The 16,713-nt window shown below is 69.8% G+C and carries 8 protein-coding genes; 2 read left to right on the top strand and 6 right to left on the bottom strand.

The window, feature by feature from the left end; genetic code table 11:
- Positions 1 to 175: 175 nt before the first annotated feature.
- Entirely contained in the window at positions 176 to 1,258 is a 1,083-nt protein-coding gene (gntD, locus tag ACFC8N_RS04590) for a guanitoxin biosynthesis L-enduracididine beta-hydroxylase GntD (RefSeq protein ID WP_362820733.1), read from the bottom strand.
- Positions 1,259 to 1,270: 12 nt separating this feature from the next.
- Entirely contained in the window at positions 1,271 to 1,648 is a 378-nt protein-coding gene (locus tag ACFC8N_RS04585) for an ACT domain-containing protein (RefSeq protein ID WP_356025209.1), read from the bottom strand.
- Between the two features lie 566 nt (positions 1,649 to 2,214).
- Between ACFC8N_RS04585 and ACFC8N_RS04580 the strand changes: the two genes are divergently transcribed.
- The gene (locus tag ACFC8N_RS04580; RefSeq protein WP_376286358.1) at positions 2,215 to 4,647 is read left to right on the top strand and encodes an amino acid adenylation domain-containing protein; all 2,433 of its coding nucleotides are present in this window, start codon (positions 2,215 to 2,217) and stop codon (positions 4,645 to 4,647) included.
- Between the two features lie 69 nt (positions 4,648 to 4,716).
- Here the strand turns inward: ACFC8N_RS04580 and ACFC8N_RS04575 are convergent, their stop codons facing one another.
- From ACFC8N_RS04575 to ACFC8N_RS04560, 4 genes are all read right to left on the bottom strand, one after another.
- Complete coding sequence (locus ACFC8N_RS04575) at positions 4,717 to 5,955, bottom strand: cytochrome P450 (RefSeq protein WP_356025213.1); 1,239 nt, start codon at positions 5,953 to 5,955, stop codon at positions 4,717 to 4,719.
- The gene (locus ACFC8N_RS04570; RefSeq protein WP_376286355.1) at positions 5,952 to 9,635 is read right to left on the bottom strand and encodes an amino acid adenylation domain-containing protein; all 3,684 of its coding nucleotides are present in this window, start codon (positions 9,633 to 9,635) and stop codon (positions 5,952 to 5,954) included. The genes ACFC8N_RS04575 and ACFC8N_RS04570 overlap by 4 nt, the downstream gene beginning before the upstream one ends.
- A gap of 420 nt (positions 9,636 to 10,055) precedes the next feature.
- The gene (locus ACFC8N_RS04565) at positions 10,056 to 10,802 is read right to left on the bottom strand and encodes a thioesterase II family protein (protein ID WP_376286352.1); all 747 of its coding nucleotides are present in this window, start codon (positions 10,800 to 10,802) and stop codon (positions 10,056 to 10,058) included.
- Positions 10,803 to 10,917: 115 nt separating this feature from the next.
- The gene (locus tag ACFC8N_RS04560; protein ID WP_356025219.1) at positions 10,918 to 12,309 is read right to left on the bottom strand and encodes an MFS transporter; all 1,392 of its coding nucleotides are present in this window, start codon (positions 12,307 to 12,309) and stop codon (positions 10,918 to 10,920) included.
- 420 nt (positions 12,310 to 12,729) lie between these two features.
- Between ACFC8N_RS04560 and ACFC8N_RS04555 the strand changes: the two genes are divergently transcribed.
- Entirely contained in the window at positions 12,730 to 16,545 is a 3,816-nt protein-coding gene (locus ACFC8N_RS04555) for an amino acid adenylation domain-containing protein (protein ID WP_376286349.1), read from the top strand.
- Positions 16,546 to 16,713 lie beyond the last annotated feature (168 nt).

Below are 16,713 nucleotides of genomic sequence, written 5' to 3'. Positions count from 1 at the left end.
GGCTCGACGTCAGTCTGTCCTGCGCGCAGTGCCGATGGTCGAGTACACGTGCGTCGCCGCGTGGTACGGCCTCACACGGCAACTGCCGCGCCGACTCCATACCTATGTGGTGGGAGACAACCTCTCAGCAGGTCCGTTCAGGGATCGACGGACCTGCTGAGGAGGGAACGGGTGGTCACACCAGGGCGCGACCGTGGTCGGTGTACCGACGGCCCTCTGCCCGGCGCAGGTCCGCGAGGACGTTGATCCGCCGCAGCCAGCGGTCGGTGCCGTCGTACCGTGCGGTGAAGGGCCGACGGCCGTGCACCGCACGCATGTTGTCCACGATGAGCAGATCCCCGGGGCAGAGGATCACATTGCGGATCTTCGCGTCGAAGGCGGCGATCACCGTCTTGAGCGCCGCCGCCGCCTCGTCGTCCAGATCCCTGGGCATGAAGGCCGGATCGATCCGGAGGAATGGGGCGTCCTTGTCGCCGTACAGGATCGCCGTGCGCCGCGGGCTCTCGTTCATCTCGGCGATCTTCTGGAAGGCGTCATCGATCCAGGCGGCCTTGTCCATGCCGGTGGTGTCGTTGTTGAAGGCTGCCGTGTGCGACTCGTCCGGCAGGATGACGAAGCGCTCCTCGAACAGCAACTCCCGTGTCCTGTCGTCCAGTTCAAGGTCCTGGAGCGGGGCGAACGTCGTGGGAACCTGATCGTGGTTGCGGAGTCCGGCAAGCATGATCCAGTCGGCGCGCAGCGGGTGGAACGCGTCCTCGTTGTGCCACTCCAGATCAACAGTGGAGCTGGAGCCGAGCTGCTGGTGCTCGTGGCCCTTGATCGGAAAGACGTCCAGGGCCATGCGCCCGCGCTGCTGGGTGAGGTAGGAGACAGGATCGCCCAGCAGTGAACCGAGCAGCAGCAACAGTGCCGTGGCCCGGTCCGCCTCTCGGCTCTTCGGCTCGCTGCCGTAGCTGGTCGGGGTGGGGCCGACGAGGGACTCGTCGATCGGCAGATTGGACAGCACCAGCCCGCCGTAGGGCCGTCCGGTCAACCGGAAGTCGATCAACTGGGCCCGGATCCCCACCGGCACCTCATGAGCGGCGAGTGCTATCTGGTCGAGTCTCTTCTCGAGCGGAACGTCCCCAGGGTGGTCGAGCAGGCTGTCCGCGAGCTCCTTGATCGCTGAGTGCTCCTCGGCGGTCAGCTCCAGACACGGCGTGCCGTCCAGCGGGCGCAGCGGAAGCTCGCCGGCGACTCGGGGGGTCGAGAGGTCCATCGAAGTGCTCTCCTAGTTGCTTCGGGTGGGTGATCGATGCTGCGCCCCAGCCTCGGTGACCTGGTGTCCGGCGGCGCGTAGCAGCCGGACGGCCTGGTCCAGCCGGCTGTCCGGGACCAGAATCAGGTCGGCGTCGTGGGTGGAGGCGACGAAGACGGGTACGCCGCCCGCCGCCAGCGGAGTGAGGAGAGCGGCGAGCATGCCTGGTACGTCCTGGCCGTGCGCGGTGCCACCGCTGTAGAGCGGCACCCATGTCTCCTGGGCGGACCCTGTCGTGTCGGCGGCTCGGTGCGGGTCTGCCGGATGCACCACGGTCAGGCCCTCTGGGCTGTGGACCGCGAAGAGCCAGTCTCCGGTGGGCTGTTCGTTCTCCGGGCGGAGGGTGATCACGTATCGTCCGGGGAGCGCACGAACACTCTGGGGGAGCACGATGATGTGACCTGCCCTTCGAGGGTGCGTTCAGCCGGAATCGGATGGAGCGGACGCGAGCGGGTACTGCGACCACGATCTGCTGGATGGCGAGTATTCGGAGTGGGTTCCGCGCGGTGCGCGATGTTCGCAACCCATACCGCAAGCCCCGTGTGGGCATGTCGACGGATATCGGTTCTCTCACCCCGCCCGTCGGCCCAACTGTCGTTACATGGTGCCAGAGTGGCGATTGATCAGCAAGACAGTACAGAAAAGAAATTGGGCAGTCCGGAAACAGGGAGAAAGGTTCAGTGGGGACCCCGATAAGCTCTTGACATACGTGATCATCTTTGAGCTATCGTGCGAATGGCGAGTGCCAGATGGCTCTGCCCACTGTGTTCCTGCTATTGCCCATGCTTTTTCTGCGGTGCGATAGGGAATTTGCTGTCAAAATCGGCCGCCGACCGGTCCTCGGCCGTACGCCTCCATTGAGCTGAAGCGGGCGGTGTTGCTGCTTTGACGCATTGTCAGCTCTGGAGGAGCATCACATGATTCGCGAAGACGTACTCCCCACGGACGCCGGGGCGGCGCGGGAGCCGACTCCGCTCCGGGCTCGCCTGACCGGGCCCGGAATCACCGGGTGGGCGAAGGAGTCCCTGCCTCTCACCGATGCCGCGTGCCGCGCACTCGACCGGATCGCGGGCGGCCGGGCCGTGGAGGAACTGGTGGTCGTGGTGGCCGCGGCTGCGGTCGTACTGGCCGCGGCGGAGGCGCAGGACCAGGTCAGCGTCAACGTGCTCGACCCGCGCGGACCGTTCGTCTGCACCGTGGACGTCGCGGCCGCGCAGTCCCCGCGCGATCTCGTGCTGGCGATCGACACGGAACTGCGGGCGGCACGTGCCGCGGATTCGGCACCGTCCGAAGCCGCCTTCGCCCTGTCCGTCGGTACGGAACGACGGCCGGCGAAGGACGTCGCGAGCGCCGCGCTCCAGCTGACCCTGACCGGCGCTCCGGGCGGGCCGCGCACGCTGACCGCAGGCTTCTCCACCTCGTTGCTGGAGCAATGGTGGGCCGAGGTCGTGTTGCGCTCTCTGAGCACCGTCCTTGAGGGCTTCAACGAGCCTGGCCGGAGCCTGGCGAACATCGAACTGATGGCCCTTCAGGACAGGGCGGCCGTCCACGACCAGGGCTGTGGTCACATCCAGGACGCGCACGCGGCAGGCACACTGCTGAGCCCCTTCCTGCGACAAGTGGCCGAGAACCCCGACGCCGTCGCCGTGGTCGACGGTGACCACGAGATCAGCTACGGCATGCTGGCGCAGCGGATGGATCTCGTCGCGGGGCGGCTGCGAGAGCGGGGCATAGCCCGCGGCGCCCGGGTCGCCACCGTGCTGGGCAAGAGCGCGGACGCGGTGGCCGTGATCCTCGGCATCCTGCGGGCGGGAGCGGCGTACGTTCCGCTGCCCGCTGATCTGCCGAAGGACCGGATCGCCTTCATCCTGACGGACGCGGAGTGCGTCCTGGCGGTGACCGAGGACCCCACCGTCCTGGACGGCACGAGTGTCCCGGCCGTGCCGCCCACCGAACTCACTGCCCCGGGCACGGTGCCGGCAGCCGTGGACGAGCCCGCCACCGACGACCTCGCGTACGTCATCTACACCTCCGGATCGACCGGCCGGCCCAAGGGCGTGCTGATCCGGCACGGAGCGATCGACAGCTATCTGGCCTGGAAGCGGCGCTATCACGACCTGGGCCCCGACACTCGACTCCTTCAGGTCCCGTCGTTCGCCTTCGACAGTTCCGTCTCCGATCTGTTCTCGGTCCTGGGAAGCGGCGGACGGCTGATCCTGCTGAGCGAAGCGGACCGGCTCCAGACGCAACGGGTGCGTGCGTTGGTGGAGCGGACCCGGGCGACGCACATCACCCTGGTCCCGTCCCTCTACGCGGTGCTGATCGACGCGTTGGCCGCGCCCGGGTCTCTGCGGCTGGTCACGGTGGCCGGCGAGGCCACGCCGGCCGAACTTGTCGAGCGGCACCACCGGCTGCTGCCCGGTACGCGCCTCGTCAACGAGTACGGGCCGACCGAGAACTCGGTCGGGGCCACCGCCTTCGACTACGACGACCGTCCGCAGCACGGGTTCCCCATCGGCCGGCCGATCGACAACACCGCGGTGTACGTGCTGGACGAGAAGGGACGCATACTGCCGCCCGGCTTCCCGGGCGAGATCCAGCTGGCGGGGCACGGCCTGGCCGCCGGCTATCTCAACCGGCCGGAGTTGACCGCCGAGGTCTTCGTCACGGCGGCCCAGGAGCCCGGCGGACGCAGGTACCGGACCGGGGACCGCGGATGGTGGACGCCGAACGGCCTGGAGTTCCTCGGCCGCGGCGACTCCCAGGTCAAGATCCACGGCAATCGCGTCGAGATCGGTGATGTCGAGGCAGGGCTCTGCGCCCTGCCGGGTGTGCACAGCGCCGTCGTGCTGCCCGTCACCGGGCCGGACGGCGCCCTGACCCTGGTCGGATTCCTCACGGGCACCGTGGACGCGGGCACGGTGCGCGCGGCCGCACGGTCCGTGCTGCCGAGCTCCATGGTCCCGGGGCGCATGGAGGTCCTCGACGGGCTGCCCCTCACGCGTAACGGAAAGGTGGACCGGGCCGCGCTCGCGGACCGGGCGGCGGAGGAACTGTCCGCGCCGGCCCGTCGGCAGCCCGCACGCGCCGCGGCGCAGGAACCGGCCGCGGCGCAGGGAGCCGCCGTGGAGAGCCTGCAGAACACGGTGTCGCTGGTCTTCGCCGAGGTCCTCGCGCTCGCCGAGGTCGGTCTCGACGACGACTTCTTCGACCTCGGTGGGCACAGCCTGATGGCCGTGATGCTCCTGACAGAGCTGGAGAGCCGGACAGGGATGCAGGTGGACCTGGACGACTTCTTCGACGAGCCCACCGTGGCCGGTGTGTGCCGGGCGATGGACAGCGTCGCGTAGGGACACCGTACGGAAGGGGCCGACGGGAGAGATCCCGTCGGCCCCTTCGGCGTGCGACCCGTCACGGGATCAGCGATGCAGCTCCACCGGGAGACTGCTGACGCCGCTGAGGAAGTTGGAGTAGAAGCGCCCCACCGGGCCGGTGAGCTCCGCCCTTGCGACCGAGTCCCGCAGCGCCTCGAACAAGGCACTCAGTTCGATCCGCCCCAGCTGGGCGCCCACGCAGAAGTGAGGGCCGAAACCGAAGCTGACATGGCGGTTCGGCCGGCGGCCGCCGTCGAAGATCTCCGGGTCGGTGAAGACGCGCTCGTCCCAGTTGGCAGAGGTGTTCCACAGGGTGACCACGTCCCCCTTCGCGATCTGCTGCCCGCCGAGCTCGGTGTCGCGCAGTGCCGTCCGGCCCACGTGGATGGCCGGAGTGGTCCACCGCATGACCTCCTCCACCAGCGACTCGACCGCGATCTCACCGCTCTTGAACCTGGCCCACTGCTCCGGGTGTTCCATCAGAGCCAGCAGCCCGCCGACCATGGCCAGACGGGTGGTCTCGTCGCCGCCGAGGACCAGGCTGTAGCAGTTGAAGACGATCACGTCGTCGCGTAGCGGGCTGCCGTCCAGTTCGCTGGTCGTCAGCATGCTCAGCAGGTCGTCGCGGGGATCGGCCCGCAGTCTGCGGACGTGCTGCGAGAAGTAGACGAGGATCTCGCTCTGGGCCAACTGCGCTTCGCGCGCGGTCTGTCCGGGGACGTCCGAGCCCAGGGCCGAGTTGGCCAGCTTCATGATGTATTCACTGTCGGAGTCGGCCACGCCGAGCAGCTCGCAGATCGCGGCGATCGGGATGTGGGCCGCGACGTCCTTCATGAAGTCGCAGCGGCCACGCTCCACCGCCCGAACCACGAGCTTGTGCGTCGCCGCGCGGGTCGATGCCCCGAGCCGGTCCAGGAGTTCGGGGGAGAACCCGCGCTGCACCAGTCGGCGCACTCCGCGATGCTGCTCGCCGTCCGAGACCGCGAGCATCCGCCCGGACGACGAGTCTCCACCATGCAGCAGGGTGTCCATGACATTCCCGGACGCCGATCCGAAGTCCTGGGGCCGCCGGTAGGCGTCCATCACGTCGGAGTGCCGGGAGACCACCCAGAACCCGCCCTGGCCCGGGACGTGGTCGTGGCGGGCGACGGGGTTCTCCTCGCGCCTGCGGCGCCACCATTCGGTGAGATCGAACTCCGCATGCACCGAGGGGTCGGCCAGGTTCACGTCCGTCCACTCGGCCGGCCGGGGACGCTGCTGTGCGGTGGTGTGCGGGGCGCTCATCCGTTGCCGCCCTCACCGGTCGCGGTGTCGAACCGGAAGCCGCCGAAGCCCGCCACCGCGGGGCCCTGCGGAGCGCTCGGCGTACCGAGGCCAGGTCGGGACCAAGGCGCATCGGGTTCGGTGGCCAGGGTGGTGAGGGCGAGTCGCCACCGGTCCAGGAACAGCAGAGCGGTGTCCTCGTGGTAGAGGCCACTGTCGTACTGAAGGATCAGGGTGAGCCCGTCACGGTGCTCGCAGCCCTGGAACGACAGATCGCACAGGCCGGAATCCAGCGGGACCACCTGTCCCGAGAGGGTGAGTCCCGGGGCCGTACCCGCCTCGCTCCGGCGGTAGCACGTCACGAACACGTCGAACAGTGCGTTGCGCAAGGGGCTGATCGGCATCGCCAGACGGTCCACCACGTGGGGGAAGGGGACCCGCGCGTAGTCGATCGCCGTGTGCATCTGCTCCGCGACGTCGGCGAGCAGCCCCGCGAGGGAGGCGGTCCCCATCCGCAGGCGCAGGACCGTGGAGTTGGCTCCGTTGGTGAGGTGCTCGGACAGGCCGAGCTGACCCCGCAGATTGACCGGCGTGCCGAGACAGATGTCCTGGCGGCCGGTGGAGCGGCTGAGTACGACGGCGACGGCGGCCGCGAGCGGAGCGGCGAGGCCGGTACGAGCCTGCCGGGCGACCTCGCGCAGAGAGTCGGTCAGCTCGGCGCCGAGCTCGACCTCGACGGCCGTCGTCCGCGCGCCGGCGGGGCGGACGCGGGGGTTGTCCACGGGCAGCGGGAGCGCGGCCGGCGGGGGTGTGAGCACCTCACGCCAGTGGTCGAGCTGCTCGTCGAAGGCCCCCTTCGCCAGCAGCTGGGACTCGGCTCGGCCGACCGCCAGCGGATCACGTGTCAGGGGCGGCAGGGCGTCCGCCGCGCCCTCGTAGGCGGCTACCAGGTCACGGGCGAGGATGTCGATGCCCGGGCCGTCGCTGACGATGTGGTGACAGACCGTGAGCAGGCGGTGGTGGCCGCCCGGCAGGCGGAACAGAGTGGCGCGCAGAGCGGGACCGGCGGCCAGGTCGAACGGCAGGTTGGCGCGCCGGCGGACGGCCTCGGCACATTCCGCCTCCGGGTCGGCCGCCGCACTCAGGTCGACCACCTCAAGTGCCGGCTCAGGGCTGTCCAACGAGACCTGAGGAGCACCATTGACCTCGCGCACGGTCGCTTGCAGCATCGGATGCCGCAGACGGAGAGCCTTCAGTGCCGCTTGCAGACGCTCGGTGTCGACCGCGCCGCCACAGACGAAGAGCGTCGGCACGTTGTAGGCGGCGTCGTCCTCCGGCCGCGCCTGCCGCATCAGCCACTGCCAGGACTGCACCGGCAGCAGGCCGAGTCCGCCCTCGTCGGAGGCCGGTTCCGCGGTCGCTCCCTCGGCGGTGGTGAGGAGTTGGGCGATGCGGTCGGTGAGGGCTGCGGGGGTGGGGTGTTCGAAGAGGTCGCGTGCGCGGATGTCCGTCTGGTAGCGGTCGTTGAGGCGTGCGGCGATCTCGGCGACGCCGAGGCTGTGGCCTCCAGCGGCGAAGAAGTCCTGGTCGGGGGCGATTTCGGGGACGCCGAGAACGAGGGCGAAGGCGGCGCTGACCTCGGCGAGGATCTCAGGGTTCGCGTTGGGGGCGGAGCCGGTCCCGGGCTCGGAGGGCTCCGACAGCGGCCTGCCGGCCAGTACCGTACGGTCGATCTTGCCGTTGGGGGTGTACGGGACATCGGTGAGCGCCACGAAGGCGCTGGGAATCATGTAGTACGGCAGCAGATCGGCCAGTTGCTCCCGCAGGTGTGCGGGGGACGGCAGCTCGGTGCCCGGAGCCGGGATCAGGTGGGCGACCAGAAGCCGCTCCGCATCGGTCTCATGGACCACGGAGATCGCCGTGTCGATGCCCGGCAGGGCGGCGAGCACCGTCTCCACCTCGCCGAGTTCGACCCGGAAACCGCGGAGCTTGACCTGGTTGTCCTTGCGGCCACGGAAGTCGATGGCCCCGTCGGGGCGGAAGCTCGCGAGGTCGCCGGTGCGGTACAGCGTGCTGTCGCCGTCGAGTTCGGGGCGTACGACGAACTTGGCCGCCGTGGCCTCCGGCAGTCCTGCGTAGCCTGCCCCGACTCCCAGGCCACCGATGTACAGCTCGCCCACGGCGCCGGGCGCGGCAAGTCCGCCCCAGGGATCCACCAGCCACATACGCAGATTGGTCATCGGCCGCCCGATGGAGGGAGCCGGCTCGGGGGAGCCTGCGTGACAGTAGTGCCAGGACTGCAGGGCGGTGGCCTCGGTGGGACCGAAGGCGTAGATCATGTCGCGGCCCGGCTGCCAGCGGTCGACGAGGTCCTGGCTGAACAGCTCGCCGGCGGTGATGACGGTCCGGATGCCGGGGAAGTCCGCGGGATCGAGCCTGATGAGCAGCGGTGAGAACGGGAAGAACGTGTCGGCTTCGTTCGCCCGGACACATTCGGCCAGGCCCTTCGCCGAGATCAGCTCGTCGTCGAAGGGCACTACCGCGGCACCGGCGTACAGCGGGGCGAGCAGTTCCCACACGTTGGCGTCGAAGCCGGGGCTCGCCAGGCTCAACGAGCGCCGTCCCGGGCCGAGACCGAACTGCCTGGCGGAGGCGTGCATGAGGTTGCGCAAACCGATCTCACGGATCGCGACGCCCTTCGGGACACCGGTCGAACCGGAGGTGTGCATGACGTAGACCACCGACTCCGGCGCGGCCGCCACCGGCCACTCGTGGTCCGGGGAGGGAGCGTCGGTCGGCAGATCCAGCACCACGGGGATGCGCCGTGCGTGGGGGATCAGTTCGTTGGTCGAGGGCACCGTCAGGACGGTCGGGGACTCGCCCTGGACGATCTGCTGGATCCGGGCCTGTGGGTAGGCGGGGTCGACCGGGATGCATACGATGCCGGCGCTCAGGGCCGCCGTCCAGGCGACCACGAGTTCGGCGGAGCGGGGGAGACAGACGTAGACCGAGTCGCCCCGCCGGATCCCTGCCTGCGCCAGCTGCTCCGCCACCGTACGCGCCAGATCCTGTAGTTCCTGGCGGCTCAGCGTGCGGTCACGGGTGATGACCGCAGGGGCGTCCGGGTCCTCGGCGGCGAGATCGGCGATGGCCTCGGCGACCGTACGCGGCGGGACTTCGGCGGTGGTGTCGTTGAGTTCGACCACCAGGCGGCTGCGCTCGTCGGTGGTCAGGAACGGCAGCCGGGACAACGAAGCATCGGCGGTGGCCGGATCGGCGAGATGGTCGGCGACGCGCTGGATGAGCCCGCTGAGCCGCTCGGCAGTCGCGGTGCGTGCCCAGGCCGGGCCGGTGGCCACGTGCACGGTCCGCTGGGCGGCGTCGAGGCGGACGAACAGGTCGAGGTCGGCCGACGCGGGACAGTTCCCGGTGAGGTCGACGAGCCGTCCGGCGTCGACGGACGAGGCCGACTCGGCGTCCAGCAGTCCCGACCTCGTGGCGTCGAGCAGAGTGGCGGACACGGCGGTGGCGTCGGTGGACACACGGACCGTACGCGCGGAGTTGTTCTGCCACACCGTCAGCGTCTGGTCCGCGTCGCCGTCGAAGTGGCCCAGTACGGCGACGGTCGCGGCGAGCAGGACGTCGGGCCCCGGAACGGGGCGGAGTGTTGGAGCGTGTGTCGTCGGCTCGGCAGACGTCATGGCGGGGTCCTTTCGGTGTGCTGGTGGTGCGATGGGCTGCCGGAACCGGTGGCTGCTGGGGGACCCGCTGCGTGTGGGCCTCAGCCGATCAGAGGTGCAGTCGCGGGGGCGGCGCAGGTCGGCAGACTCGCGTACGGCGTACGGGTTCCGCAGCGCAGCGAGCACGAGGCAGTCGGCCCGGTCGGGGTGGAAGACGTCCTCGATGTGCAGGGTGAGGGCCTTCCTGCTGTCCGTGCCGGGCCCGCGTGCAGCACCGGACGCGTTCGGACAGCCGCACGCTGAACAGCGGTGCCTCCTGGAGCAGTTCCCGGTCGTCCTGGGTCGGGTACCAACCGGCCACCTCCAGAGCCGCTTCGGCGGAACGGCACGCCTCGTCGGGTGTCAGGACGAGCCCGGTTCGCGTCGGGACGTGCGTGGTGGTCACGGTGCCTCCGCGTCGACCGGGCAACTGTCTGTGGAGTGAGGTCCCTGGGCGGGCCCGCCTGGTGGCCGTGTCCCGGTGACGATGCGGTGGAGCTCGTCGACGACGGAACGCGGATCGGTCAGGTGGTAGAGGTGACCGCCGGGGAATGTGCGGAACGTCGTGCCCGCGGAGGAGTGGCGGCTCCACCGCTGGACGCCGTCCTGGGACACCCCGGGGTCGTCCGCCCCGCGCCAGACGTCGAGCGGGCAGGGAAGGGGACTCCCGGCGTGGGGGACGTAGGCGTCGCACATGGCGAGGTCGCCGCGCAGCGGCCTGGTCACGAGCCGGACCAGACGGTCGTTGCGGGCGATGTCGGCCGGTACCGCGCCCTGCTCGATCAGTTCGGCGACCAGTGCTGCATCGTCCAGGCTGTCGATGCCGCTGAACGGCAACGGTTCGTCGGGCGGCAGCGCGGCCGAGGCGATGAAGTGCTCGGGCCAGCGGTCGTGCCGGGTTCCGAGGGCCTGGGCCAGCTGATAGCCCAGGAGTGCACCCATGCTGTGTCCGACGACGACGTAGGGCAGTTCGAGGCGGCTGAGCAACTCCGGTATCAGTGCGTGCAGTACGTCTGCCATGTGGGTGGCCGGCGGCTCGCGCCACCTGTTCTCCCGCCCGGGCAACTGTACGGCGATCAGGGATACTTCAGGGCCGAGCAACCGCTGCCAGGTACGGAACTGGTAGGCGCCGGAGCCTGCATGCGGCACACACACGAGGTGGACGCGTGCAGTCCGGGGTGGGTCCCAGGCGATCAGCCCGCCGGCGTCACCGGTCAACGGAGGCACTTCCCAGCGGACGGACCGGCCGGGCACACGGCGGCCGTCATACGGGGGACGAAGGAGCCGCGTCCTGCTCCAGGTCGTCGCCCTCGGCCGGCTCCTTGCCTTGATCGGCGTCGCGGTGGCGCAGACCGGGCAGACAGAGCAACGTCACAGCCATCAGACCGACACCGGCGACGGTGAGGGAGGTCCGGGGCGCCAGCGCGCTGGCGACGAATCCGCCGACGGCGTAGGCCAGAGCGCTGCCCGCGAAGGCGGCGGAGGAGAGCGCGCCACCCACGCGCCCCAGCATGTCGGCCGGTACGCCCTTCTGCAGCAGGGTGTCTTCGCCGATCATCGCGACGCTGTTGCCCACACCCATCAGGGCCTGGGTCGCAATGGCCACCGCCAGGACCGGGGCCACACCGGTGAGCGCGATGCCCAGACCGGCGACGAGCCATCCTCCGGCCAGCAGGGTCACGGCCGAGAGCTTGGTCGTGGACCGGGTCAGCCAGAGTGACGCGAGGACCATCGCCGCCCCTGAACCGGTTCCGAGCAGACCGAAGCCGAACGAACCGGAGTCGAGGACGTCGCGGGCAAGGAAGACCAGGACGACATTGTCCAACGAGGCGAACATGATGCCGAAGAGCAGCAGGAGGAAAATGGCCCGAGCCGTCCGGTGCCGCCAGGTGAAGGCAATACCTGCGCCGACCCCCGCGAGGAATCCGGGCGACTTGGTGTCCGAGGAGCCGGCGACGGGCTCCATGCGGGGCAGGCCGAGCAGCAGAGCGGCACCGATGAAGAAGGTGACCGCATTGACCAGCAGTGCGCCGCTGGGTTCGATCAGCGCGGCGGCCGTGCCGCCCAGGACCGGGCCGAGTGCCGCCTGGAGATTGAACGCGGTACCCATCCAGGCGTTGGCAGGCATCAGTTGGTCGGTGTCGACCAGCCGGGGCATGACCGTACGGCCGGCGGCATTGAAGATCGTGGACAGCGACGACGCGAGGGCGACGAGGGGAACCAGGAGAATCGTGTGCGACGGCACCAGGGCGATGGCGATGAAGACGACGCCCTGCCCGACTTCTGCCAACAGAAGAAGGCGCTTCACTTCGAAACGGTCGGGGAGCGCGCCCGCAATGGGGCCGAAGAATCTGGGTACCGCCTGAGCCAGCAACAGCGCCGCGACACCGGTGGGGCTCGCCCCGCTGCCGGTAATGAGAAGCAACAGCGCGACGGTGGCGATGCCGTCTCCCACCAAGGAAACCGATCTGGCGGACCAGTACCGCCTGAACGCCGGGTTCGCACGGAAGATGCGGAATGAACTCACACGGTTCCTTTTTTCAGGGAGGAGTGCATCAAGGCGTGGGCTTGTGCCGCCGGCCGGCGCTGATTGTTGATCCCCCGAAGTATCTTTGGCAAGAGCCTCGACCGTAAGTCGGTCGCAAGAAACGACCACAACTTAGCCGCTCGTGATCACGCCCCCCAAACGAATTATTTGTGATGCAGATCACGTTGACTCCTGGTGGCCCATGTGGGGGCAAGTCGCGCCAAGTGAACCGATGCTGACGAAGTGTCTGATACGCCTCGGCGGCTCGACTGCGGAAGCGCATGAGGCGTGGCTATTACCACTGGCCGAACGCTGGAATCATTCCTAAAATGCTGTGATGTACGTCACATTGACGATGAGTGACCCTCCTGGTTGGATCCCGTTTTCGACCGTCCAATGCGAACGGGAAAGCGCCCTCGGAAATATTGTGTGGCCGGAAACGAATAACTCGTATACAACTGATCTCTCGCCACCCAGAGCTTTTCCAGGGAGAAATCGTTGTTGGAAGCCGCAGCTATCCGAGCGCACTGGGCCACCGCACTTCGGGGCATGAGCAGGGAAGATCTCCTTCCGGCGGGTGGCGCCACCGTGACCGCCCCTGGTGCTGTGGTGGTTCCGCCGGCGCGTGCGGCTGTGCTGCGGCACCTCGCCGGTGACGATCCGACCGGTCTCCATCTGCTGCTCGTCGCTGCCGCCCGCCTCGTCATGGCCCGGTTCGGGGCCGCCGAGGACCTCGCGGTCCTCTGCGTGGCGCCCGGCATGAGCAGCGGCGAGGTGTTGCTGCGCACCGCGCTCGGTCCGGACACCAAGGTGAGCGACTTCCTCCAGGAGCTGCACCAGGATCTGGCCGAGGCGTCCGCGTCACCATGGCAGGACCGGGCCGCGCTGGTCGCTCGGCTCGAAGCGGTGGGTGAGGCCGACGGCTCCGCTGTCGCCCAACTCGCCGTCGTCTGGGGCGAGTCACAGCTCACCGCCCCCGCCGACATGCTCGTGCGCGGCCGACTGACGGCCGACGGCGGTATCCGGCTGGAGGCGGTCGGATCCGACGGCAAGGTTCCCGCCGTCGGAGCGGACCTGCCGCGCTGCCTCGCCGCCACTCTCGACGCGATAGCCGCCGATCCGTATCGGACCGCCTCCGATGTCGACCCGCTGAGCCCCGAGCACCGCGCCGAGCTGGAGGCGTGGAGCGGCCTGCCGCTGCCCGCAGCTTTCTCGCCCCGGACACTGACGGACCTCGCCGACGCCTCGGCCGACCGCTTCCCTGACAGGACAGCAGTCGTCGAATCCGGCCTCTCCTGGACGCACGGGGAGCTCGCCGCACGCTCCCGACGCGCGGCCGGATACTTGACCGACAAGTACGGCATCCGGCCCGGTGACCGGGTCGCGGTCGTCGTGCCACGCGGTGGCGATCTCATCCTGGCCATCCTTGCCGTGCTCCGGGCCGGCGCCGTGTACGTCCCGATCGACCCGCGGCACCCGGCCGCGCGTGTTCAGCACCTCATCGACCGCAGCGCCGCATGCCTGGCCATCGGCGACGTCATCGTGGGTGACGGCGGTCTGCCGGTGCTGTCGGCCGGTGAACTGCGCGCCGCTTCCGAGGCCGCCGGGGAGCCCGCCGACGCGTCGCCCTTGCCCGGGCCCCGGCCGCAGGACGACGCGGTCGTCTTCTTCACCTCGGGCTCGACCGGCCTGCCCAAGCCCGTTGTGTTGAGGCATGACCAGATCGCCCACCACGTGGTCATGTCGGTCGATCTGCTCGGCGTTGACGAGAGCCTGCGCTGTGCGCTGCTGTCCGCGATCTCCGCCGACCCCACCGCCTTCCAGATCTTCGTCGCCGTCGCCGCGGGCGGCGCTGTGGTCGCGGTCGGCGCGCCGGACGAGCTGGATCCGGTGGCCTTCTGGGACCTGATACGCGAGTACGAGGTCACCATGGTGAACTGCGTGCCCAGTCTGCTCTCCACCATGCTGGAGGTGCTCCCGCCGGACGCCGGGGTCGAACTGCCCTATGTCGTGATGGGCAGCGACACGATTCCCCGTGGCCTGCTCGCCCGCACCCGGGGGCGGCTGAGGATCGGCACCTTCGCCAATGTCTACGGGCCGACCGAGACCACCATGTCCTGCACGACGTTCCACTGCTCGGGCAGCGACGCGGTCTCCCTGTCAGCGGTCCCCATCGGCCGTCCGAACCCCGGCTTCGGGGTGCTGGTACTGACGCCGGGCGGCGACCTCGCGCCAGTGGGTGTACCGGGCGAGATATACGTCGTAGGCCCTGCGGTGGCCGCCGGGGGCTACCTCTGCGCGCCGGAGGCCACCGCCGCGCGTTTCGTCGACTGCCCGCTACCGGGCGTCGGCCGGGCCTTCCGCACCGGCGACCTGGCACGCTGGAACGCGGACGGGACGCTGGACTTTCTCGGTCGCAACGACAACCAGGTCAAGGTGCACGGCAACCGAGTCGAGCCCGGTGAAGTCGAACAGACGCTGATCGGAATCGACGGCGTCCGCGAGGCGGTCGTCCTGCCCCGGCCGACCGGTGCGAACAGTGTGGTCCTGGGCGCCTGGTACACCGCCGACGGCGTCATCGAGCCCGAGATCGTCCGCGCCGCCCTGGCCGAACTGCTTCCGGCGCACATGGTGCCCGGGCTGCTGCAGCAAGTGGCCGAGCTGCCGAGGACCGTGCACGGCAAGATCGACCGGCTCGCGCTGGCGACCGAGGCCGTGCCCCAGGGGGATGGCACGTGGACCCCCGTCGACGAGGCCGACCACGCGGTGGCCGCCGCCTGGGAGAAGGTGTTCGGCCACCCACCGCAGTCGGCGGACGAGGACTTCTTCGAGGCCGGCGGACACAGTCTTTCCGCTGCCCAGCTGGTCGGTGCACTCTGCACCGGCCCGGCGGCCCAAGGCCTGTCGATCCGCCAGGTGTTCACCTCCCGTTCTCCCCGCGCCCTCGCCGAGGCGCTGCGCGAGATGCCCGCCCGCCCCCCCGAGGCCGACGCCACCGGCACACCGGCCTCGGTGACCGGCAGGCCGTCCCGGCTGCCCGCGACCAACGCCCAGGCCCGCCTCTGGCTGCTGGAGTCCCTCGACGACGAGGAAGTCCGCACCTACAACATGGTCGAGGCCTACCAGCTGACCCGGGCACTGGATCCGGCCGCGCTGGAGGCCGCTGTCGGATACCTGATGGACCGGCACGAGGCGCTGCGCACCGTGTTCCAGATGTCCGCCGAGCAGGGGTCGAGCGAGCTCTGGCAGGTGGTCCGGCCCGCCGGTCGGCTCAGAGTCCGGCCACGACTCCAGCGTGTCTCGCCGGACGCCTTCGACGAGGCCCTGGCCAAGGCCCGGGCGGAGGAGGCACGGTGGCGCTTCGACCTGGCTGCGGGCCCACTGTTCCGGCTGCGCTGCCTCACCACCACCGGCCGGCCGCCGGTGCTGCTCCTCAACGTCCACCACGCGGTCAACGACGCCTGGTCGTACGGCGTCCTGATGCACGACCTCCTGGCCGCGGCCCGGGCCTTCGAGCGCGGCGAGCGGCCGCGTCTGCCGGAGGTGGCCGGTTACCTGGCCCATGCCGCTGCGCTGGACGCCCGGCTTTCCGGTGTCCAGGGCGAGGAGCATGCCCGGTACTGGCGGGCGGTGCTGGCCGACCCGCCTTCGGCGCCTGCGCTCCCCGGCGACCTGGTCCCGGGCCCGCGCCGCACCAACGCGGGCGGCTTCGCCCGCGTGGTCCTGGACGAGCGGACGACCGACGGCGTCCGGGCCTTGGCGGTGCGCAGCGGCGCCACCCCGTTCGTGGTCTGCACCGCTGCCGTCAGGGCTTTGCTGTACCGGCTCACCGGTACCGCCGACATGGTGCTGGGTACCGTCTCCGCCGGGCGCCCGACGCCCGATCTCGCGTACGAGGCGGGCCTGTTCGTCAATACCGTCGTGCTGCGTACCGTGCTCGACGCGTCCGCCGGCTTCGGCCGGCTCGTCGAGGACTGCGTGCGCACGTCACTGGACGCCCAGGAACACGAGGAGTACCCCTTCGACCGACTGGTCCGGGACCTTGGCCTGCCGCGGGACCAGGGCCGCAACCCGCTCTTCGACGTACTCGTGGAGAGCGTCGTCTCGGGGACTGCCGGGATGGCGCCTTCCGACGGCGGAGAGACCGTGCACCATCTCCGGGCGGAGGACCAGGTCTCGGACTTCGACCTGTCGTTCAGCTTCCTGATCCCGGAGCTGGGTTCGTCCGAGTGTGCCGAGGTGTGGGTCGGCCACCGCCGGGACCTGTTCACCTGGGAACGCGCCACGCAGCTAGGTGAGCAGCTGCGGGCGCTGCTGACCGAGCTTCTGGCTGCCCCGGCCGCGCCGTTGACCGCCGCGCCGTGATCGTCGGCCGGGCCGATGCCGCCGTGCGGCGGCGGCACGCCACAACCAAGACGCACACTCAACGAGAGAAAGCAGCTCAGTCCTGATGCAGAACGCCGAAAAAAGTACCTCCGTCGCAGCGGATTCCGTGCCGGCGCGGGCCGGGTCCGGGCGAAGGTTCTTGCTCTG

This window comes from Streptomyces sp. NPDC055966 (genome assembly GCF_042269865.1).
In the GTDB taxonomy this organism is placed as follows: domain Bacteria; phylum Actinomycetota; class Actinomycetes; order Streptomycetales; family Streptomycetaceae; genus Streptomyces.
The sequence above is the reverse complement of the archived record's forward strand: the minus strand, read 5'-3'. Positions and strand labels throughout refer to the sequence as shown.

Bases quoted from the DNA above. Each gene is read 5' to 3' on its own strand.
- gntD (WP_362820733.1), bottom strand. From the start codon at position 1,258: ATGGACCTCTCGACCCCCCGAGTCGCCGGCGAGCTTCCGCTGCGCCCG.
- ACFC8N_RS04580 (WP_376286358.1), top strand. From the start codon at position 2,215: ATGATTCGCGAAGACGTACTCCCCACGGACGCCGGGGCGGCGCGGGAG.
- ACFC8N_RS04575 (WP_356025213.1), bottom strand. From the start codon at position 5,955: ATGAGCGCCCCGCACACCACCGCACAGCAGCGTCCCCGGCCGGCCGAG.
- ACFC8N_RS04570 (WP_376286355.1), bottom strand. From the start codon at position 9,635: ATGACGTCTGCCGAGCCGACGACACACGCTCCAACACTCCGCCCCGTT.
- ACFC8N_RS04555 (WP_376286349.1), top strand. From the start codon at position 12,730: ATGAGCAGGGAAGATCTCCTTCCGGCGGGTGGCGCCACCGTGACCGCC.